We start from the raw sequence: 20,021 nt of genomic DNA, 5'->3' as shown, positions 1-20,021 counted from the left end.
CGCACAGAATCAGAAGTCTTACTGCAATGGTAATGCTCGGGAAGGCCGCTGTCAATGTGAGCAAAGGTAGCAAAAAACGGACACTGCGGGTAGAGGAATGATTCCCACCTTGCGCAGTATCCGCCCACTGAACTTTATTTACCCGATTGTTCCTCCATAGAAGCGGCTATTTGCATCATTTCCGTAACTGGCAGATTTGCACTTGTAATCCGGTACTCCACACCCTCGCTCATCCAGGTCAGTGTCTGCTGCTCATCCCCGCTAAGCAGGCCGACCGTGAACCCGAGATCAATCAATGATCCTGGAGCCAGTGATACCGCACGGTCCAGCGGACGGGCTTCCATAATCGTATACTGGTAAAGCCCGTCATAACGGATCAGCACCGCGTGATCCTTGCTGTCTTCAATTTTGTTGGTATCCTTCAGCTTCACGCCGGCCGGGATATAATCCGGCTCAATGATGCCGAAGTCGCCCTGATCTGCTGTAACCGGTTCACCGGTCTCTTCACCGTCTGCAGGGACCACCGGGTTGCCGTTGATGTCCACTTCAGCCATCGTGTTCTCGGAAGGGCTGCCGGCCGCCATATTCTTTTGCATGTCAAAAGAATCTGCGGTGAACTCCGGATCAAACTTGAAGCTGTCGAAGCTCACGTTCACCACAACCTTGGCTTCAGAGTCTGAGACCTGAACCTGCTTCGGCTCATACGTCTTTTTGGCCAGCCATATCTTCTGACGGACCAATGCGCTGCTCTGGTAGTTCGCGGCTACCTCAAATACATAATTATCCCCGTCCTCCACGAACTGGCGGTTGTTGTCGGAGACAATACCCTTGAGCAGCGTCTGGTACAGGTATACCTGACCTTGTTTGTCCGGCCAGTCGCTCTGGAAGCGGAAGCTTTTGCCGAGGCTTGGGGTCAGAACGAATACGCCCTCATCATTGCGCAGCACAATCTGCTTCACATCCTTCTGGACATTCGACAGGCTGATCCGGTAGTACGAAGGATTCTTGTACCATACTTCCACCTTGTATTCCTGCGGCTGCTCCCCGGTGTACAAGGTCATTGTGCCTGAGCCCTGATAAGCTCCCTGCTTGCTCTCCAGCTTGTCAGACACATTGTTCAGATCCTTGACCACAGAGGCGGCATCCTTCTTCCCGCACCCCGTCAATACTAAGGCCACGCTCATAATGATCGCGAGTACCCATGTTATCCGGCGCATGACATCATCCCCTTAACCTGTTTTGAATGCATTGATTAGTACATGTCTATGAGGGACTTGGCCCCAATATGCAGACGGGCATGACAAGCTTGAAGAGAAGTATTTCTTCCCGGGCGGATTTTCAGGCAAAAAAACACCAGAGCCGCATTCCCTCTCGGGCTGCAGTCTGGTGTTACAGAGAACAAAAGTCCTCTGCCTACTCTATTCTGATCTGGAATTACCCGCTATGCCGTTTATAGCTCCTTCTTCTCCGTCAAGAAGTACACCAGTGCCAGCGCCGGAAGCGCCAGCCCGATTAAGGTGGTCAGATTCCAGCCGCCATAAGCATAGGCCCAGCCGCCCAGCGAGGAGCCGACAGCCCCGCCTACAAAAAAGATCGCCATAAACAATCCGTTCAGCCGCCCCCGGGTCTCATATCCCAGTGAATAAATTGCCCGCTGCCCCAGAACCAGATTACCGGACACACTCATATCGAGCAGAATGGCCGTAAGCACCAGCAGACCGAGTGTAAGATTGGAGGAGTCCCGCAGCAGATAGGCCAGAATGAAGGAGACCGCCGCCAGTGAAATGCCAAGACCGGTCAGCAGTCTGGTCCAGCCCTTGTCGGCCAAGCGGCCCGCAATGGGCGCGGCTACCGCTCCACCTACTCCGGCCAGAGCAAACAGGGCAATTCCTTGCTGGGACAGGTGATAATAGCTGGCCAAGTGAAGGGGAACCGTTGTCCAGAACAGGCTGAAGGCTCCGAATAAGCTGGCCTGGTATAATGCCCGGCGCCGCAGAACCGGGGTATGCATGAGCAGTGTGACCAGGGAACGGAGCAGTTGCACGTAATTCAAGGTAGGAACCGGCTTGCGGGCCGGCAGAATACGGGATAAGAGAAGCGTCAGCAGTGCGGTTACTACAGCAGAGACCATAAATATAGATTTCCAGCCCCACAGTCCGGCCATGAAGCTGGCTACCGGACGGGCAAACATAATTCCCAGCAATAATCCGCTCATCACGTTACCGACCACCCGGCCGCGTTCCTCCTCCGTCGCCAGATAGGAAGCGTACGGCACCAGGATCTGCGCTGCTACGGAACCCAGCCCGATCAGCAGGGAGGCTGCAAGGAACAGCGGAGCATTCGGCGCCAGGACCGCCAAGGCCAGTGAGGCTACAACCAATACAAGCGACGTCACGGCGAGCCGCCGGTTCTCGATAATATCACTGAGCGGGACAATGAACAGCAGCCCGGCCACGTAACCGATTTGTGTCAGCGTAACGATCAGCCCCGTCGCCCCGGCCGACAGATGAATCGCTTGCCCGATTGGTCCGACCAGTGTTTGCGCATAATAGAGATTCGCCACAATCAGTCCGCAGGAGACGGCCAGCAGAAAAGTGATCCAGCCGGGAACTGCTTTTTGAATCACAGGAGATGCTGCTTGTTGTTTCATTATGAATTCCACCCTTCAAATTTAAATACTGAACGTTCAGTTCAATAATTACCATGACCAAATAATATACTATACGTTCAGTATTGTAAATAGGCAATTTTATGTTATACTCCAGTTATAGTTGGTCAAGCTCTATTATAGGAGGAATCGCAATGGATAAGAAGAGAGGCCGCCCGCGCAATACCGAGGCGAAGAACGCTATTCTAAATGCTTCATATGATTTATTGCTGGAGATGGGATTCGGTGCAGTTACCGTGGAGAAAATTGCGGAGCAGGCCCAGGTCAGTAAAGCAACGATCTATAAATGGTGGCCCAATAAAGCTGCTGTCGTGATGGATGGATATCTTTTTGCCGCGTCTGCCAGACTGCCCTTACCGGACACCGGCTCCGTGAAGGAGGATATACTGATTCATGCAGGGACCCTTGCCCAGTTCCTGACCAGCAGGGAAGGCAAAGTCATTACGGAGCTGATTGGTGAAGGGCAATTCGATGCGGGACTGGCCGACGCTTACCGGAGCAGATACTTCGGCCCGCGCCGCCAGGAAGCCTGGAAGCTGCTTGAACGGGGTATTGCCAAGGGGGAATTGAAGCAGGAACTTGATATTGGGAGTTGTATCGACTTGATCTATGGCCCTATTTTTTACCGGCTGCTGCTGACCGGGGATGAACTGAGTGAAGCCTCTGTCAGATCCCTGGTGTTACTCGCATTTGAGGGGATTGAAGCGTGACGCTATTCCCTCCTGGAATCCCGGTTTTTGCCGGAAGGGTCTGCCTTGTGATATTCATTGATTAGCTCATCCAGGATTCTGGACTGTCTGATGACGCTGGGATGCAGCCGGCCGTAATGCTCTTCCAGCTGATTCAATCTGATCCGTTCTGCTTCTATATGCTGCACGATCGCTTCCAATTGATCCATTTACATACCCTCCTGCAAGTATTCTATAAGGATATGGCGAATTGCAGGGGAGCTGGCACAGTGCAGCATGGACTGGAGCGGGGAGCGCGTCTTTGTTGAAGTCCGGTGATAGGCTATGTGCCCAGAACAGGTCCGTAACAGGCTTGTCTTATCTTTGTTATCAGAACGTGACCCGCAAGCGGAGTTTTTCATTTATAATATAATGGATTGGAATTTCCAGACTCCGGAGGTTATCTTATGAAAAAATTAATTGCTGCTTCCGCCATCGCCCTGCTCTTCGCAGGCCATGCGGCAGTATCATCCATAAATATTGCCCATTCTGCCCCTGCCCCCCTATCTCTTGTTGTCGACGGACAAGCCGTCCTTCCCCAAGCTCCTCCCTTTCGGTCCAATGGAGTATTATATATTCCGGCCCGTGCTCTGCTGGAGTACTTCCCTGTACAACTGCAATGGAATAACAGCCGCAAGCAGCTTACACTTTCGACCGCCTGGGACAAAACTGTTCTTACACCGGGCAGCGCTTCCATGCATGTAAGTTATACGCAAACGGACGGAGGTTATAATGAAGAGCTGGACGCCCCAGTCCTGCTGAAGGCCGGCCGGGTCTATATCGCGGCAGCTAGCTTGGACTCCCTTACGGGAGCGGTCACGGAGCTGAAGACGGGAGGAAGCCGGGTTACCGTTACACCGGGCGATGTCAGCACAACTGTCAGGGTCCCCGCAGCCCCCCTTGCTGTCGCAGACAATAATGCCAAGGTGAAGCTGTACGCCGCGCTGAAGGACGGCAATACCTACAAAGGATTCATCCTTGAGGTGAACGGCCGCAAGCAACGCTTCAACTGGAACGTACCCCGGGATTACTCACATCCGCCCCAGCTTTTCTACGCTGATATAGATTCTGACGGCAAACCGGAGGCAACGGTTGTATTCACACTCGGCACCGGAACCTCAGTGGTCGCGCAGGAGGTTCATGTCGTTAAGCCGGAGCAGTGGAAGGAACTCTCCGTGCCTGCTGCGGACAAAGCAGCAGCCGCCGCTGTATCCTCCAGTATTTCCATAGATCAGAACGATGTCCTGCTGAAGCTCGATCTCAAAGGACCCACGCCCTCCAAGGTGACGATGAGAATTCCGGACCGTGCGGAGGACGGGCTGAAATATTTTGGCAAAACAGCGGCGATTGGTGCGGTCACCTATTACACGGTGGAGAAAAACAAGCTGCTCGCCGATACCAGCCTGATGCTAGGCATGAGCGAGAGCATGGGAACACTGAGGCTGGAATACAAAGCAGGACTAACGGGGATGGAGTCTGGCTCCATTACTTTTGAGCCGCATGATACCACTGAAGCATTCGTTGAGAAATAATCCGCTGCGGAAGGAGCCGCTTACCTATGATTGATGCCCATATTCATCTCGAACAATATGAGGATAACGAACGGTCCTCCCTCCTGGCGGGCCTGCCCCAGCAGGGCATCGAGTCCCTGATAGCCGTCTCGATGAACCTTGCTTCCAGCAGGCGTACGCGGGAGATTGCCGCCCGTTATCCCGGCTTGGTGAAGCCTGCTTATGGCTTCCATCCTGAACAGACGCTGCCTGAGGCAGAGGAGCTGACAGCGCTGCTGGACTGGATTACAGCTCATGCCGGGGACATGGCTGCCATAGGTGAAATCGGGCTTCCCTACTATTCCCGGGCCGAGGCTGCAGCCCGAGGCGAAGCTTGGGATATGGGGCCCTACATAGAGCTTCTCGACAGGCTACTTGGCTTGGCCGCACAGGTTGGCAAGCCGGTTGTGCTTCATGCTGTCTATGAAGATGCCTGGACCGTATGCGATTTGCTGGAGCGGCATAACATTACACAAGCCCATTTCCATTGGTTCAAGGGTCCTGAGGCTACTGTCCAGCGTATGATCAGCTGCGGCTATTATATCTCCTTCACTCCTGACATCCTCTACGAGCAGGAGATTCAAGACCTTGCCCGCCGCTACCCGCCGGAGCTTGTCATGGCCGAAACGGACGGCCCCTGGCCGTTTGAAGGGCCGTTCACCGGGCGCGCCACCCATCCGGCAATGGTGCATGACGTTGCCGCCGCCTGGGGCGCGCTGCATGGCTATTCTATTCCCGAGGCCAAGGCCATACTGACGGCGAATACAAGGCGGTTCTATGGGCTTTAGGTTCGGGCACTAATCTTATTTAGTATTCGTTCACTAGAAGACGCTCGACCCCGGTCAAGCTGCCTTCCGAGAAGGCCATGACATAAATATCAGGCTTCGTCGTCTGCAGCAAGAAATCCAGATCATATTCCGGAGCAAAATAGCCCATCATCAAAGCCATCACCAGCCCGTGGGTTCCGACGGCAACCCGCTCCCCCTCATGGGTCCGCAGGATCTCCTGTAGCGCTCCCACCGCCCGTGCCTGGCAGTCGCGGTTCGACTCCCCGCCCGGCAGGGCATAATCCGGATCGGCATACATTTTCTGAAGCTCATCCCGCAACTTCTCGTCCGGCAGCTGCCGGTTGCCCTCCATCCAGACCTTCTCCCTTAGCTCCTCTTGGAGGGATATCTCCTGCCCAAGCCGGTCAGCCAAATCAGCAATCGTATGTATAGCCCGGAGATATGGACTGCTGTACAGTGCATTAATCCCTTCTTTCTGCAAGCGTTCCGTAACTCTCCGGGCATCCTCTTCGCCCTTAGGCGATAAGCCGCGTGTCCATTCATCCACTCCGGTTCGGAGTGAATCCCCGTGCCTCACCATGTAAATATAAGTTGTCATAACTTCCTCCTGAGTAGGTAGTGCGGGCAGCTTAATCTGGACTCGGAGCTGCCCGCCTCTCTCCCTAGTTGGCCTTCACTACAGACTGTACGCCTTCCACTGCACTCCTCGCCACAGGCCAGAGCTGCCGCCCGAACAGCACCCCGGTCAGACCCAGAAGCAGCAGCAGCAGACCAATGTTGACAAAAATCCGGCCAGGACCTGCATACTGCACAAGCATACCGCCCAGCAAGGGCGCAACAATGAGTACTGTGCTGAGTATGGTGTTCTGGATGCCGAAGATGCGGCCGGTCATGTGCGGCGGGGTTTCTTTTTGCAGACAATAATTGAAAGTAATCATGAACACCCCGTTGCCGATCCCCAGCACAAATCCGATCAGCAGCACCCAGAGAATGGATGCCCCCGGCTGAAGCAGCCCAAGTGCAGCAACTGACCCGCCAATCAGGACATATCCGCAGCCGAGCCGCCAGCCATACCCTATAGCCGATTGCAGCTTGTTCAGGACCAGAATAATCATCACCGCTCCGATTCCTGAAGCAGCTACCATCCAGCCGAGCAGCGATTCCCGCTCCGGTGCGAATACCCGGAACAGGCTGGTGAATTGAAAGTCGACCACCTGAATCACCAGCGCTCCGGCCAGCCCGAACAACATCGTATTCAGCAGCAAACGGCTGCGCAGCATGAAGCTCCAGCCCTCCCTCCACATCAGATGAAGCGGGATGGCCTCCTCCTGGCGGGCTTCACGCTGCTTACTGTCCTCTTCTTCCGCAGGGATGTTCTTCACCGATAGCAGCAGCAGATAAGAGCAGCCGCGCAGCAAAGCATTGAGCAGGATGCACCATTGCGGCGTAAGGAAGGCCAGGGCCAGACCTCCGAGCAGCGGGCCGGCGATTTTGGAGCCCTGGTTGACGAGCCCGTTGAGCGATGAGGCTTGCAGCAGCTGATCCTCCCTGACCAGGCTGCGGGTCAAAGACTGCTGGGCAGGCATGTTCAGCGTGGATAGCGCCGAACGCACCGCCAGCAGCGGCAGCAGCCAGGCCATACTCGGTGCGAATAACACCAGCACCGTCAGCAGCGCCGTCAGCAGATCGCAGACACGCATCAGCTTCAGCTTGTTCAGCCGGTCAGCGGCTACTCCGGCAACCGAGCCGAGCAGAATGCTCGGCAGCGCCAGCGCTACCGGAATGAGCGACAGCATCAGCGGTCCGGCCTGCCAGCGGTAGCCGACCAGCACCTGAATGGCGAGTGTATCGAACCAGTCGCCAAAGCTTGCCGTGGCAAAAGCACTGTACACCCGCATATACGTTTTGTTATGAAGCAAGCTGGTTCCTTGCCTGGTTGAGAGCTCCATCTGACATTCCTCCAGGTTCCTTGTAATCGTAGATGCTGATCCATCTATGATCTTAAGGTAACGGAGAATTGTCAGAGAATAATCATGGGGCCTCCAGCAGCCGCAGCAGCAGACCTTCGAGGGACTGCTCCAGCCTTGTCAGACCACAGGCTTCAAGCTCCGCTGTGAACAGGCGCTCATACTTGCGGTCCAAGGCGCTCCCGGTCAGGAACATGCGGCAAAAATGATGAGTCCGGTACAGCGCATAGAGCCGCAGCGGGATGAAGCCTGACATCTCCAGCACCTGCAATCCCTCATGGATCAGCTTCTCCCCCTCAGCCCACTGTGCACGGCGCAGCTTCCAGAGCCCTTTCACTACTTTGTACCCGCCAATCTCCCGCAAAAAGGGCTTGTCCTGGAGAATCCGGCTGGCGGCTTGATCCATCCGTTCCAGCTCCACATCACCGGCGCCCGCTACGAGATGAATGAACAGCTCGGTAATCACCGTAACCGGAACGAAGTTCTCGAAGCCGGGTTCAGAGATTACCTGATAGGAACGCTTAAGGCGTTCCAGCGCTTTTTCCGGCTGACCTGCCAGGGTATAGAGATCCAGCATGGTCAGTATCTCCAGCTCCAGCTGTTCCGGTTCATTCAGCAGCTTCTTCTTGATCAGCCGCTCGGCATATTCTACCTTCACGCCGGGTTCGCCAATGAAGAAGTAGAACAGATTGAGATAAAAAAGCCGGTCCTTCAGCGGAACCTCACCGGTATGGATCAGCCAGTCCAAATCTCCCTGCACGAAATGAACGACCATGGAATAATGCGGGTCCAGCTCGTAGCCGAGGATGTCCTGCTGGCGGGCAAGGGTGAGCATGGATTGCCCCTGACCGTAGACATGGAACTTCATGAACACCTCACGCATCGTATTGCGCAGCTCCGGGTCATTCGTTGCCGGATTCATCGCCACCCCTTCAAGACTGCCGGGGATAGCCAGACTATAGCCGAATCCGCGAATCGTCTTAATGTCGATCCCGCCTAGTTGGCGCAGCTTCTTGCGCAGCCGGTAGATATGATCGTCAACCGTCCGCTCCACCGGATACTCCATAGGCCACACTTTATCGAGCAGCTGCTCGCGGCTGAAGGTCCGCCCCCGGTTCCGGTACAGAAACTGCAGAAGCGCAAACTCCTTGGGCAGCAGTTCAATCGTCAATCCGCCGGAGGATACCTTATATTCACTTCCGTCCAATTCGAGATGCATGGCTGTGCCTCTTTTCTTGTGCTTTTCAACGCTGTGATTCTTTATCCATGCACTCTATACGGAGTGCGACTTGGAAGCCCAAACACACCGTCTGTGCCGATCATATTTCAATCTACGCACTCTATAGTGCTTGTTCCGTATGAATCCGTACTATTCCCCTTATGTATTACAAGAAAATTATACATCAATCATTGACTTCTTATAAACACTTACAGTTACATAAGGTTTCGACAAATTCTGAAGTGCGAAGGACCTGTGGATTTCATGGGAGCTTGCCATTCGCACCAGTTTTCAGCTCCTTTTAAACTAGGAACTACACCGCCCGGCCGAGTTTGCTCCTAACGGACCTGAGAGACCTTATTCCCCGAAAAACACCACGTTTTGCGGTTTAACGGACGGAGTGGGCCTTATCGTCTCTCTACGAGAGGTTTAAGCGTAGAAATTCCAAGAATAAGCTCCGTGGGGTCCGTTCCATTGCCCAAGGGGTGTCTTTCATCCGGAATACGTGCGCCTCAGTCCGTTACGCCTTGCCAAACGCCCCAATGAACAACTCCCCTCTTCATCTGGGAATGGCACGTGAAGGGGGGCCTCCACTCCTGTACTCCTTCAGGCATTCTAGAACTCCATTCACTAAACTAAATCTGACGCTGTACTACAAACTCTGCATTTCAGCATTCTGTGGCTTCGGTTAAAGTGAGGTTGAAAATCAAAAGTCCTCCACGCAGTTGCCGCTGCGGGAGGACTCTTTGATCGGTTTGAAGTGAACATTCTGTGATAGCTGTATTCCGTGCAGTTAAAAACAGTGAAAAGGAAGGCTTGCCACTTATAGCTGTAGTCTGTACAACTAAATCTGCCCGAATGGGCGGAAACAAAGGGACAGATGCATTTTAATTGTACGAAATACAGCTAAGTGGATATTCGGTGGAATATCAGACGATATAGTTGTACAGAGTGCAATTGAGCAAGCGCATACCGCATATACCGTAGTTGTTCCAAGAACAGCAAACCCCCAGCCAGCGAGTTACCTACCCCGCCATATTGTTGATTGAATCCTGTTCGGAGAATACTGAGATATGATCTACGGTACCGGTCGATTCCGGGATGATGAACTTGAGCTGATACTGCTTGCCGGCCTGATATATATAGATCTTGTCACTGCCCAGTGAGGAGGTTGCATCCGGCTTGCCGAGAACCTCTTCAATCTGCTCCAGCGTCAGGCTCTGGAGGTTCGAAGCGTTGGAGCGCACATCGAAAATCTTGCTGCCCTTATTGAAACCAATTACTGCATTCTTGCCTGAATAGGTGGAATACATCCCTTTGCCTGCCGACTCCTTGAGATCCGGCTCTCCCCATGCGGCTTCCACCTCGTCGATGAGTCCGCTGTGCGCAGCATATTCTACGCCGGGCACTTTGCCCTGCTTGGCAAACTCCAGCAGCTCCTTCAGCTGCTTGCTCCGCTCCTCCGGGGTGGCGGGAGCCACCAGTTCCGCTTCAGCCTCTGCGGCCTCAGTGACTGTAGAGGCTCCGGCCGCCGCTCCCGGATCTGCCGTTACCGGCTCTGCCCCCGCCGCAGCGCCGTCATCTGCACCAGGCTCACTGACCGTTCCGGCGTCCGCTGCCGGTGACGGACTGGCTTCCGGCTGCACAGCTGCCGGCGCTTCCGTTGCCGAAGTGACTTCGCCGGGCGACGCATCCGGCTTGCCGGAATTACAAGCGGTAAGACTGAGCATTCCTCCAAGTATGATAAGACCGGCTATTGTTTTGAATGAGGTAATCATGATGCCATCTCCTTCGTTATGGGAAATATCCTCTTATGTCTACTGTAGTCCTAAGACGCTGAGGCAGTGACAAAGGTTGCACCATATAGGATGCGGTATTGGATTCTAGCGATTGAAGTGTCCTATAGAATGGCTTATCCTCAGACCAGATGGTCGAGTGAAGTTTTCTTCACCACATACGTTCCGGCCACCATATCATGCAGTGCCCGGTTGCGCTGGGTGAAGGCAACGATCAGGCAATCTGCGACTACAACCCAGCCTAAGATGACATTCAGGTCGGTAGCAAGCGGGCTCCAATTGGCGAGACTGCTGGATACGGCGGATAACTCCTCAGAATTCAGGCTCACAATCACGGCCAGGAAGCCGTTGATGATGAATAAACAATCCCTGATCAATGCCTGCTTCAGTCCCGGATACCTCCCATCCCCATCGACAATTCTCATGCCGAGAATCAGCTTACCCGGTGTCCCTCCATACTTGACGACCATGAATACATTGAACCCCATAAGCAGCGCAAATTGGATAAAGAGTGGAAATACCGAACCAGCCGACACTGCAACCGAAATAGACATCCGGTCCAGTACAAAGGTAGGAAGCGCCAGAATCACGAAGTCGATGAAGGTGACCAGCACTCTTGACCAAAAGCCCACATAGTCGCTCCAATCCAGCTGCTGCTCGATCCGCTGCTCCATATTGTTCCTCCTCAGATAGAAGTTAGACTATTACCTACGATCTCAGCACTACCGGAATAGCAAACGGCAGCAGAACCAGCAGCAGCGCGGCAATACTCAGGCTTCGGGTCCATACCGGCTTCAGCCGCTGATTCTTCTCCGACCGGTACCAGCCCTTGAACTGCCAATAGTTCCGGTACAGGACAAAGAACACCAGCAGATTTCCGGGCACAGCCGTATACAAATTCCCTTCCCATCCATACAACAGCTTGAACAACCATTGCTCCACGCCTCCCAGCACGAGTAACGTAAGCACCAGCAGAATGACTAAACGCAGCATCTCGATACCAAAAGTTGCTAATTTCCCCATAAGTACCTCCGGTTCAATGAATAGATTGGCCCGCCACCCGGGCGTTGGCCTCTTCCGCATATCTGCTGACATGCTGCAGAATCTCACGGTTATGACGCACGGTGATCCGAATTCTAATCTAAATCCACTCTGTAATATTTGGAAGATCTGGAGGATCCGGAATATGAACTATTCTATATGTATTCTGGTAATCCTGCTTAAGCAGTGAAGCCGGCCCATCAGTGACAGGCCGGCTTCAGGGCCGCAAGGACTGCGGCGGGGAATTCTATTGATAACAAACTTGTGCATCGTTCACGGGTTTTAGAGTTTTACCGCTGCCTCTTTGGCACTCCATGTGAACGGTAGGCCGAACAGCGGCGTTAAGCTGCCCAGAGGAATATACAGACGGCCGTCCACACTTTTGGAGGGCAGCATCGCCACTGTTTTTCCGTTCACTTTTGCCGTATTGCTGAGCGGTCTATGAACTGCTGTATTTTTACCAATGTGAATGATAAGTGATCCGGTTCCCTTCTCCTGCATCAGGCTTCCGCCCAGCAGCATCACGGATTCGCGCAGCGGAATGTACACCCGGGAATCCTCCAGCAGGAAGGAATCCTTCACCGGAAGCTTCTGCCCGCCCCTGATAAAAGCTCCGGCAAACATCGTTGATCCCAGCCGGTAGCCATTCTTCTCGGCAATGCCGGCCATATCAAGCCCGGAGGTGGTAATAATCACTCTCGTATTCTTGGCGATCTTCGGGTACAGCCAGTGAATATCTTCATTATGCATCCGGATGCATCCGGCGCTGACATACTTACCGATAGAGGACTCATTATTATTGCCGTGAATGGCATAGGTTGTGCCGTAGGTATCGTTAACCTCCAGCCCCAGCCAGCGGTCGCCCAGCGGATTGGCCGGATCGCCCCCGGGGATTTTTTCCTTGTAATAGGGTCTGTTCTTGATTTTGACCACCATTCGGAAGCTGCCTTCAGGAGTCAGGCTCTTGGTCTTGCCGGTAGCGACCGGAAAAATCTTCACCAGCTTGCCGTCACTGTAATAGGCCAGTTTGTTCGTTTTTTTGTTCACAATAATCAGATCTGAGGATGACGATGCTGCGGCTGATCCTGTGAAGCACGCTGTCAATAGCATTACAAATACTAATGTCAACGCGATGCTTTTGGGAAAATACTTCTTCATTCGGCTTGCCTGTTCACGCTGATTCATGGTTGCCCCACCTCCGGGTTATGGATGATTCTGGATCGTCTTTCTACATAGACGTTCATCTGCCGTAATAGTTGCACAGCAGCTTGTTCCTATTCTTATCAACTCGTCCCGCCTGGATTGACGCAACGTTTGCAGAATTGTAACCGTTCCGGCGGGACTCCTGCTGTATACACAAGAACCATGAATATTTGCTAACTGCGTCAGAGATAATAAGGCCGCATGACCATAAACCTTAGTGCCAAGGAGGCCAAATATTTTGAATTCCAACCTATCCGGACAGATCAGAGAATGTGAACAGATCATTCAGCAGCTGATGGCACAGACCCAGCAGGGAACACAGCTGTATCAGCAGATGCTTCAGCAGGAACAACAGGATGCCGCCAAGCTCCAGGAGCTTAGCCAGCACAACAACAAGGCGATTCAGATGATCCAGCAGGCGATGCAGGGCCATCAGACAGCGATGCAGCAGATGCAGCAGATTCTGCAGACCGTCAAATCGCTTGAGCAGTTCCCGCAGACAACCGGCTTCAATACAAGTGATATGCACAGAATGAATCCAGAGCATCAGAGCTTTGGCACTGGCATCCAGAACAGTACAGGCATGTCGGGCTTCAACTCTGGAAGCATGAACTCTAGCTTGGGAAGCGGGAACTCTAGCATGGGGAGCATGAACTCTAACATGGGAAGCATGAACTCCAGCATGGGAAGCGGGAGCATCGGCTCTTCGTTCAGCCCGTCCTTCACTTCAGGCAGCCAGCCGGTGAACCCGCTGCACCGTCCGATGAACTCATTCAACCCGCAGCCGATGCATACACCAATGTCGGCAGGTTCATCCTTCAGCTCACCAATGAACCAGGGACGCAGCTTCCAGCAGTAGGAGCGGTAAGCATGGGCGGATTCATCTGAACCGCCGGTTTATTATTTAGAAAGGGGTTCTCGCAGACCGCATAGGCGGACACTGCAGAGAACCCCTTTTTCGTGTACCTCGGGCTGAGCGGTCCATACATAATCTACACTACCAGCCTCCCCGTCTTCTCCGCGAGTCCGACCGTCGCCTCCACACCGGAGTTGAACTCCAGATAATCACTCTCTACTCCATCACTGAAGATCACGCCGTCCTCCGGCATCTGCGAGGTGATGCGCAGCGGCAGCTTGCTGCTAATTCTCCCGAATACCAGCTCTGCTGAAGTCGTCCGGCTCGGAAAAGGCTCCCGCACTGTAAAATACAGCTCCGGATGATCCCAGGCCAGCCCCCTGCCGGCACTCACCCCGGCAATATCGGCCAGGGCCGCTGCTGTCCGTTCAGCATCCTCAGTCTGCATTTGTGCGGCACGGCTGACAATGCCTGCTGCTCCGGCAAGAACACTCTTGAGCCAGCCTGTTGAGCCCATGCCGGTGGAGACAATAATGCCGCTGGAGGACTGCTGCTCCTGCACCCCGTTCAGCTCAAGCTGATAGCGGGCCGAGACATGGGTCCGGCGGCCGATGAACAGATCGTTCACCCCGTACAGGCTCTGTCCGTCGTTCAGCTCCACCTTGGCGAGGCTCACCTCACGGACCTGACGCTGGCCGCGCAGCACCTCCGGCACGAGCTGCCCCAGCTCCTTCACCCTGAAGGGCAGCAGTACGCCATCCCAGCGCAGCGGATCAGGATTCACACCGATCAGCGGCTGCTCATGGAGGTACTTCAGCGTGTTGGCTACCAGGCCGTCCTGTCCCAGGACCACCACTGTATCCTGAGCCCCAAAAATAAAGTTCGGCACATGCTGCCGCTCCAGAACCTGCAGGCGGCCAATGGCGCTCAGCTGGGTCACAGCAGTCTCTACTGCCTTGCGGTACTGAAAGTCCTCGCTCAGATAATCGCTGAAGTCGGCCCCCAGCCGTTCAATATAGAACTGGGCCTGCTGAATCGTATTGTAGCGGACCACCAGCTCCTCCAGGCGTGTCTTGCGCTTAATCAGAATAATCTTATTCTCCGATCCCCGGCTGCTGCTCATCGGCCGTTGCCTCCTCTTGCCGTGCCAGCCCCGTTACCCGACGACCCGGCCATAATTCCCTGCAATAGATCCGGTGTAATATTAAGCTGCCCGATCTTCCCGGCATTCTCCGCCAGCTCCTGGAACGCGATGGCAATCAGCTTATCCGGGTTCATGCCCACATTGGTCAACGCCTGCAGAACATTAGGCGATACCCCCTGCAGCGAATTCATCACTGCTAACAGCTCATAGGCCTTGGCATCTGCTTCAGCTCTCTTATTCGCAATCGCCAGCTCAATCAGCGCCTGCTTTTTCTCCTCCAGCTCCGTATCGAAGCTAAGCTGTTCTTCCTTCATCTCGTTCTGCTTCTGCTTCACCGAACGTTCGGCGTCAAGCTGGGTTTCGCGGATCTGTCTCTTCTTCGTTTCGACAGCGATCTCCGTATTCAGCTCATTCTCCTTCACCCGCCGCTCCTGTTGAATCGAGGCGTTGCGCCGTTCATAGAGCGCATCGTCGGCGCTGCGGAGAATCTCCTCTCTGGCCTGCGCCTCCAAGGCACGCAGCGTTTCCTTATTCGGCACAATAGCCAGAATGGACAGCCCCATCAGCTCGATGCCCAGCTTCTCGATCTCTGCACTCTGTCCGATCTCATGGGTGATAGTCTTGGCGAGACGTTCACTCGACTGGATGGCTTCCTTCAGCGGCAGCTGCCCCAGCTGCTTCTTGGTCAGGACCTTGGCGATATTAATCACCCGCTGGGCCAGCTTGTGCGGATCATCGGAGAGATAGGTATTCTTTTTCAAATTGTAGGTGTAGTTGAGAATCTGCGTGGTCTTGCGGTAATCGACGATCCGGTAAGTCAGTTGCCCCTGCACGGTCACCGTCTGATAGTCTGCCGTAATCTCTTCGAACATGAAGGGGACATCAATCGAGGAGACCGGCACTACAACAACCGAAGTCGTCGGCGCATAATAACGAAAAGAAAGTCCAACCCCCTCACGCACTACCTTGCCGTTCTTCACCTTAAGCACATAATCACTGGGCTGAAATTTCACGAACCGGAATCCGAACATGGTCATTACCTCCTATAGTAGGTTTGAGAGTCACTTGGGTTAGCGGAGCTGCATTTTGTTAATCATATTATGTTATTATTAATTTGTTATTAACAACATCATAACAGGAAATTTTGATATTATCAATATGTTAATAACAAATTCCGCGAAAAAAATTATTGTACAAACTCAAATCCTGCATTGGGTTTTGTCTATTGAGTAACAGTCGGTCATCCTTTATGATGACTTAAACGAGAATGATTATCATTATTGGTAATCACCATACCTTTGGGGAGGCCTATCTACCATGAACAAAGCAAGACCATTCTTCGCGATTCCATGCATCATCGTCCTGATGGGCACCTTACTGCTCGCCTGCAGCAGCAATAAGAATAATCAGGGGAGCAGTGCAGCAACCACCGCGCCTGCCGCGCAAGCCACTGCTGAACCTGCCGCTACTACCCGTTCACACACGGATTACAAAGGCCATACGGCGGAGATTCCAGTGAATCCGCAGCGGATTATCTATTCCGGGGAAACTTATGGCGATCTGCTCGCACTTGGTGTACAGGCCATCGGCTATCCGCTCTCCATGGGGGACGGCCAGGTCTTCGAGGATAAGCTGACCGGAATTGCAGATGTCGGGTTCCCGATCAATCTAGAGAAGACGCTGGAGCTTCAGCCCGATCTGATTATCTATGCCGGGATTGATGAAGCTGATTACGACGCTCTCTCCAAAATTGCTCCAACGATTATCTTCGATACCTTCGCCCCCCTGAAGGAGCGGATGCTGGATATTGGGGATATTTTAGGCAAGAAGCAGGAAGCGGAGGACTGGCTGGCCCAGTATCAGGCGAAGGAGGATGCGATGTGGGTTCAGCTTAAGGCTTCGGGGATGAAGGAGGGCGAGACCGCTTCGGTCTTCACTTATTATCCGGGAGACCGGCTGTTCGTAATGGCAACGACGGGCCTCTCGCAGGTACTGTACGGAGAGCAAGGCTTCAAGCCTACCCCGGCCATTCAAAAGGTGCTGGATGCCGATATGGGCTTCCAGGAAATCTCGCTGGAAGTGCTCCGTGAATACGCTGGAGACCGCATCTTCCTGCTGACTCCGGTAGCAGACGAAGCCAAGCAATCGACCAGTAATCTGCTGAAAAGCGCGGTGTGGAACAGCCTCCCTGCCGTTAAGAACGGCTACGTCTACACGCAGGACATCATGAAGACCTCCAGTGATGCTGCCACAAGAGAGTGGCTGCTGGGCGAGATTCCCGCAATGCTCAGCAAGCAACAGTAACGGACACACTGTTCAAGCAGCTTATCAACCCTGTTGATAAGCTGCTTTATTTTATATACAATGATCTTTATTGATAATCGTTCTCAATATAAGCCTGAAAGGAGTACCGACCCTTGCGCCAGACTGCCCGCAACCCTGAACAACTGTCTGCACTCCCGTCTGCCCCGCCCTTACACCTGCCGTCCGTCCCTCTGCGGTCCCTGCTGTTTCAACTGAGGGAGTTGGAACTGGTGATGCAGAGCGCTGACACAGTGTCCGCAGTGCAGACTGCGAAGGAGCATACCCTCCTGCTGTTCACGGGCGGCCGCGGTGAGCTCAGTATCCCGGAACAGACTTCAATTTCCGTACATGGAGACAAGTGCTGTCTGCTCTCTCCCGGAACCTCATACAGCATAGATAATCAGGAGCTGACGCTCTATTATTATCTGCTTAGCTTCACTGCTATTACCACAGGGGATTCCCCTGCGACCTATCTGGATGAATTATTTCCGGGCCGGCAAGAGCTGCTCGTCCACCCCTTCACCAGAGTGATCCGGCTGGCGGAGGAGCTGCTTGTGCACCATAACAGCGGGGACGAACTCCAGCATCTCAGGCAACAGCTGCGGTTCCAGGAGCTGCTGCTCCTGCTGTTTGAACAGAACCACTCCACCCGACAGCTGCCAAGTCCGGCGCAATCCGTGGAGCGCACGATACATTTTATGCAGGATCATTATAGGGAGAGCATTACGGTGAAGCAGCTTGCAGAGCTGGCCGGCGTCTCCCCCTGGCAATACACGCCCATCTTCCAGAAGCTGACCGGCAAAAGGCCGCTCGATTATCTGACAGATCTGCGCATCGGGCACTCGAAGAACTATCTGCTCGAAGCTGCCGAGCCGCTGCGCGAGATCGCCCGGCTGGTCGGCTTCTCGGATGAATACTACTTCAGCCGCCGCTTCCGGCAGAAGACGGGGGTGACTCCCGGGCAATATGCCCAGTCACGGCAGCGCAAGATTACCGTCAAGGATTGGACCGGACATTCGGTAGACATTCCTGAACGTCCGAAGCGGGTGGTCTATCACGGGGAGACACTGGGCGATGTGCTGGCACTGGGGGTGAAGCCTGCAGGAGGCGACGAGGCTTGTGCCCGGGGCAGCGTCTATAGCCACCGGCTTAAGCATCTGGTCAATGTGGGATTTCCGCTGGACCCGCAACTGGCCCGGTCCATACGCCCTGACCTGATCATCCTCGCCAGCCCGGATGAGGAGGTCTACCGGGGTGTATCCGGCATTGCGCCGGCACTCACCTTCGACTCCTTCGCACCGCTTGAGCAGCGGCTGCGGATTCTCGGGGAGTGGCTCGGGAAGCAGCGCGAGGCTGAGGCCTGGCTGGAAGCCTACCATGTCAAAAACGCCGCCATGTGGCAGCGTCTGTACGACGGGGGGCTTCAGGCGGGTGAAACGGCCTCAGCGCTGTTCTATGACCATGGCAACCGTCTATTCGCCATGGGAATGACCGGCTTGTCCGCGGCCTTGTATGCCACCGGCGGCTTGCAGCCGACGGCGGAGATCAAGGACATCCTGGACAAGGGTCTGGGGTTCCGCGAGGTGGACCCCGCGAGGCTGCACAGCTACGCCGGAGACCGCGTCTTCATGCTGATCCCGGAGCGCGAAGACTCGCGGGAAGCGATGGAGCTGCTGCTACAGTCGCAGCTCTGGAGCAGTCTGCCCGCCGTACAGCAGGGCCATGCCTACATGCTGGACGGGGCCAAATGGAATTCCGGCGATGCCCTGACCCGAGAGCGGCTGCTGACTCTGCTGCCCAAGCTGCTGGGCGGGCAGAGCGGTCATGCAGGGCAGCCTAAGGCTTGAGAATCTTGCATACGGCTTCCAGCCGCTTGGGGTCCACAGGCTTCAGCGGATCGCCATCCTCCCGGACCGCCGAGCCGAAATGTACCCGGCGAACCCCGGTCCGTGTAATGAAGTCCTTCAGCGCTGCGGCATTCAGGCCGCTGCCTGCAAGGATGGATACCGAAGAACCGGCAGACAGCCGTTCCAATACGGCGAGCCTCACCATGCCGCCAGGTGTAGTGGCGGCGGCAGTGCCGCCGGAGGTTAATATATCCGTAATCTGCGGATACCGCTTCAGGAATTCGAGGGCTTCAAGCTGGTCCTGCACCTCGTCAAACGCACGGTGAAAGGTAACCTCCATCCCCTCTGCCTGCTCCAGCAGCCGGGTCAGCAGCTCTTCATCTATTGTATGATTCTCGCGGAGCATTCCCATGACCAGGGAGAGACCGCCCACTCCGGCAATATGCCGGATATCTCGCAGCATCGTCTCCGCATCGGACGCATCATATATGAAGGAACGCGCATGGGGTCTGACCATCACTCTCACAGGAATAGCAACCTTCTCCCGGACCGCTTCAATCAGCCCGAGACTGGGCGTTAATCCGCCTTCACCGAATGCCGTGATCAGCTCGATCCGGTCAGCACCATAACGTTCCGCTGTGACCGCATCACTTACTGTAGTAGCTATAACCTCTAACAGCATAGTTTGCTCTACTCCCCTTCTTGGCTCGTAATGATCCGTACCGTATATATCAATTGTAACCGGCCCTACTCCCAGTATAATGATAATCATAGTAAATATATAAGAAACACTAAAGAAAATAACAAAAAGCAAAAGAAGCGGAGGGAAAATTTGGAACTGTAGGAGCGGTAGCGACCGCCTGAAAGCTTTCCGCAGGAAAGCTAGCTTCGGAAGCATCAGCAGTCACCG

Annotated in this window: 19 protein-coding genes; 6 read left to right on the top strand and 13 right to left on the bottom strand. The window is 54.3% G+C overall.

The features are described 5' to 3' along the window. Positions 1 to 134 precede the first annotated feature (134 nt). Together KDC22_RS05610 and KDC22_RS05605 are read right to left on the bottom strand one after the other, a co-directional pair. Complete coding sequence (locus tag KDC22_RS05610; RefSeq protein WP_173136423.1) at positions 135 to 1,217, bottom strand: LolA family protein; 1,083 nt, start codon at positions 1,215 to 1,217, stop codon at positions 135 to 137. Between the two features lie 233 nt (positions 1,218 to 1,450). Beyond that, complete coding sequence (locus KDC22_RS05605) at positions 1,451 to 2,650, bottom strand: MFS transporter (protein WP_211722339.1); 1,200 nt, start codon at positions 2,648 to 2,650, stop codon at positions 1,451 to 1,453. A 152-nt stretch (positions 2,651 to 2,802) separates the two neighbouring features. Here KDC22_RS05605 and KDC22_RS05600 point away from each other — a divergent pair, with 152 nt between their 5' ends. Then, on the top strand, positions 2,803 to 3,378 hold the full coding sequence (locus KDC22_RS05600; protein ID WP_173136427.1) for a TetR/AcrR family transcriptional regulator: 576 nt from the start codon (positions 2,803 to 2,805) through the stop codon (positions 3,376 to 3,378). Positions 3,379 to 3,380: 2 nt separating this feature from the next. On the opposite strand, the gene KDC22_RS05595 is transcribed toward KDC22_RS05600, so the two are convergent. Then, positions 3,381 to 3,566, bottom strand: coding sequence for an aspartyl-phosphate phosphatase Spo0E family protein (locus KDC22_RS05595; protein WP_211722338.1), 186 nt, complete (start codon positions 3,564 to 3,566; stop codon positions 3,381 to 3,383). A gap of 237 nt (positions 3,567 to 3,803) precedes the next feature. Between KDC22_RS05595 and KDC22_RS05590 the strand changes: the two genes are divergently transcribed. Next, positions 3,804 to 4,928 (top strand): stalk domain-containing protein, encoded by a 1,125-nt coding sequence (locus KDC22_RS05590; protein WP_211722337.1) that lies wholly within the window; start codon positions 3,804 to 3,806, stop codon positions 4,926 to 4,928. 26 nt (positions 4,929 to 4,954) lie between these two features. After that, on the top strand, positions 4,955 to 5,734 hold the full coding sequence (locus KDC22_RS05585) for a TatD family hydrolase (protein ID WP_211722336.1): 780 nt from the start codon (positions 4,955 to 4,957) through the stop codon (positions 5,732 to 5,734). Between the two features lie 19 nt (positions 5,735 to 5,753). On the opposite strand, the gene KDC22_RS05580 is transcribed toward KDC22_RS05585, so the two are convergent. From KDC22_RS05580 to KDC22_RS05550, 7 genes are all read right to left on the bottom strand, one after another. Then, entirely contained in the window at positions 5,754 to 6,332 is a 579-nt protein-coding gene (locus KDC22_RS05580) for a histidine phosphatase family protein (protein WP_211722335.1), read from the bottom strand. Positions 6,333 to 6,396: 64 nt separating this feature from the next. Continuing rightward, a complete protein-coding gene (locus KDC22_RS05575) occupies positions 6,397 to 7,683 on the bottom strand; it encodes an MFS transporter (protein ID WP_211722334.1) in 1,287 nt (428 codons plus the stop codon). A gap of 82 nt (positions 7,684 to 7,765) precedes the next feature. Further along, complete coding sequence (locus KDC22_RS33730; protein WP_211722333.1) at positions 7,766 to 8,920, bottom strand: winged helix-turn-helix domain-containing protein; 1,155 nt, start codon at positions 8,918 to 8,920, stop codon at positions 7,766 to 7,768. 1,025 nt (positions 8,921 to 9,945) lie between these two features. Beyond that, on the bottom strand, positions 9,946 to 10,698 hold the full coding sequence (locus KDC22_RS05565) for a YjgB family protein (protein WP_246553313.1): 753 nt from the start codon (positions 10,696 to 10,698) through the stop codon (positions 9,946 to 9,948). A gap of 140 nt (positions 10,699 to 10,838) precedes the next feature. Then, positions 10,839 to 11,390, bottom strand: coding sequence for an RDD family protein (locus KDC22_RS05560; protein ID WP_211722332.1), 552 nt, complete (start codon positions 11,388 to 11,390; stop codon positions 10,839 to 10,841). 34 nt (positions 11,391 to 11,424) lie between these two features. After that, the gene (locus tag KDC22_RS05555) at positions 11,425 to 11,739 is read right to left on the bottom strand and encodes a hypothetical protein (protein ID WP_211722331.1); all 315 of its coding nucleotides are present in this window, start codon (positions 11,737 to 11,739) and stop codon (positions 11,425 to 11,427) included. 300 nt (positions 11,740 to 12,039) lie between these two features. Further along, positions 12,040 to 12,942 (bottom strand): L,D-transpeptidase family protein, encoded by a 903-nt coding sequence (locus KDC22_RS05550; RefSeq protein ID WP_211722330.1) that lies wholly within the window; start codon positions 12,940 to 12,942, stop codon positions 12,040 to 12,042. A 256-nt stretch (positions 12,943 to 13,198) separates the two neighbouring features. Here KDC22_RS05550 and KDC22_RS05545 point away from each other — a divergent pair, with 256 nt between their 5' ends. Continuing rightward, positions 13,199 to 13,819, top strand: a complete 621-nt coding sequence (locus KDC22_RS05545) for a hypothetical protein (protein WP_211722329.1) — start codon at positions 13,199 to 13,201, stop codon at positions 13,817 to 13,819. Positions 13,820 to 13,952: 133 nt separating this feature from the next. Here KDC22_RS05545 and KDC22_RS05540 read toward each other — a convergent pair whose 3' ends face one another. Next, positions 13,953 to 14,939 (bottom strand): NAD(+)/NADH kinase, encoded by a 987-nt coding sequence (locus tag KDC22_RS05540; RefSeq protein ID WP_173136438.1) that lies wholly within the window; start codon positions 14,937 to 14,939, stop codon positions 13,953 to 13,955. Beyond that, positions 14,936 to 15,991 carry an SPFH domain-containing protein gene (locus tag KDC22_RS05535; protein ID WP_173136440.1) on the bottom strand — a complete coding sequence of 352 codons (1,056 nt, stop codon included), beginning with the start codon at positions 15,989 to 15,991 and terminating at the stop codon, positions 14,936 to 14,938. The genes KDC22_RS05540 and KDC22_RS05535 overlap by 4 nt, the downstream gene beginning before the upstream one ends. 286 nt (positions 15,992 to 16,277) lie before the next feature. On the opposite strand from KDC22_RS05535, the gene KDC22_RS05530 reads away from it, so the two are divergent. Both KDC22_RS05530 and KDC22_RS05525 read left to right on the top strand, forming a co-directional pair. Continuing rightward, entirely contained in the window at positions 16,278 to 17,264 is a 987-nt protein-coding gene (locus KDC22_RS05530) for an ABC transporter substrate-binding protein (RefSeq protein WP_211722328.1), read from the top strand. Between the two features lie 113 nt (positions 17,265 to 17,377). Beyond that, complete coding sequence (locus tag KDC22_RS05525; protein ID WP_343221927.1) at positions 17,378 to 19,111, top strand: helix-turn-helix domain-containing protein; 1,734 nt, start codon at positions 17,378 to 17,380, stop codon at positions 19,109 to 19,111. Here KDC22_RS05525 and KDC22_RS05520 read toward each other — a convergent pair. Then, on the bottom strand, positions 19,101 to 19,883 hold the full coding sequence (locus tag KDC22_RS05520; RefSeq protein ID WP_343221926.1) for a copper homeostasis protein CutC: 783 nt from the start codon (positions 19,881 to 19,883) through the stop codon (positions 19,101 to 19,103). The genes KDC22_RS05525 and KDC22_RS05520 overlap by 11 nt on opposite strands. Positions 19,884 to 20,021: the final 138 nt, after the last annotated feature.

Origin of the sequence: Paenibacillus tritici, from assembly GCF_018207515.1 — a bacterium.
Classification (GTDB): Bacteria; Bacillota; Bacilli; order Paenibacillales; family Paenibacillaceae; genus Paenibacillus_AQ; species Paenibacillus_AQ tritici.
The sequence above is the reverse complement of the archived record's forward strand: the minus strand, read 5'-3'. Positions and strand labels throughout refer to the sequence as shown.

Excerpts from the sequence above, each read along its gene's own strand:
- KDC22_RS05590 (WP_211722337.1), top strand. The coding sequence starts at position 3,804 with ATGAAAAAATTAATTGCTGCTTCCGCCATCGCCCTGCTCTTCGCAGGC.
- KDC22_RS05565 (WP_246553313.1), bottom strand. The coding sequence starts at position 10,698 with ATGATTACCTCATTCAAAACAATAGCCGGTCTTATCATACTTGGAGGA.
- KDC22_RS33730 (WP_211722333.1), bottom strand. The coding sequence starts at position 8,920 with ATGCATCTCGAATTGGACGGAAGTGAATATAAGGTATCCTCCGGCGGA.
- KDC22_RS05550 (WP_211722330.1), bottom strand. The coding sequence starts at position 12,942 with ATGAATCAGCGTGAACAGGCAAGCCGAATGAAGAAGTATTTTCCCAAA.
- KDC22_RS05520 (WP_343221926.1), bottom strand. The coding sequence starts at position 19,883 with ATGATTATCATTATACTGGGAGTAGGGCCGGTTACAATTGATATATAC.
- KDC22_RS05600 (WP_173136427.1), top strand. The coding sequence starts at position 2,803 with ATGGATAAGAAGAGAGGCCGCCCGCGCAATACCGAGGCGAAGAACGCT.
- KDC22_RS05560 (WP_211722332.1), bottom strand. The coding sequence starts at position 11,390 with ATGGAGCAGCGGATCGAGCAGCAGCTGGATTGGAGCGACTATGTGGGC.
- KDC22_RS05530 (WP_211722328.1), top strand. The coding sequence starts at position 16,278 with ATGAACAAAGCAAGACCATTCTTCGCGATTCCATGCATCATCGTCCTG.
- KDC22_RS05585 (WP_211722336.1), top strand. The coding sequence starts at position 4,955 with ATGATTGATGCCCATATTCATCTCGAACAATATGAGGATAACGAACGG.
- KDC22_RS05540 (WP_173136438.1), bottom strand. The coding sequence starts at position 14,939 with ATGAGCAGCAGCCGGGGATCGGAGAATAAGATTATTCTGATTAAGCGC.
- KDC22_RS05535 (WP_173136440.1), bottom strand. The coding sequence starts at position 15,991 with ATGTTCGGATTCCGGTTCGTGAAATTTCAGCCCAGTGATTATGTGCTT.
- KDC22_RS05555 (WP_211722331.1), bottom strand. The coding sequence starts at position 11,739 with ATGGGGAAATTAGCAACTTTTGGTATCGAGATGCTGCGTTTAGTCATT.
- KDC22_RS05610 (WP_173136423.1), bottom strand. The coding sequence starts at position 1,217 with ATGCGCCGGATAACATGGGTACTCGCGATCATTATGAGCGTGGCCTTA.
- KDC22_RS05595 (WP_211722338.1), bottom strand. The coding sequence starts at position 3,566 with ATGGATCAATTGGAAGCGATCGTGCAGCATATAGAAGCAGAACGGATC.
- KDC22_RS05580 (WP_211722335.1), bottom strand. The coding sequence starts at position 6,332 with ATGACAACTTATATTTACATGGTGAGGCACGGGGATTCACTCCGAACC.
- KDC22_RS05605 (WP_211722339.1), bottom strand. The coding sequence starts at position 2,650 with ATGAAACAACAAGCAGCATCTCCTGTGATTCAAAAAGCAGTTCCCGGC.
- KDC22_RS05575 (WP_211722334.1), bottom strand. The coding sequence starts at position 7,683 with ATGGAGCTCTCAACCAGGCAAGGAACCAGCTTGCTTCATAACAAAACG.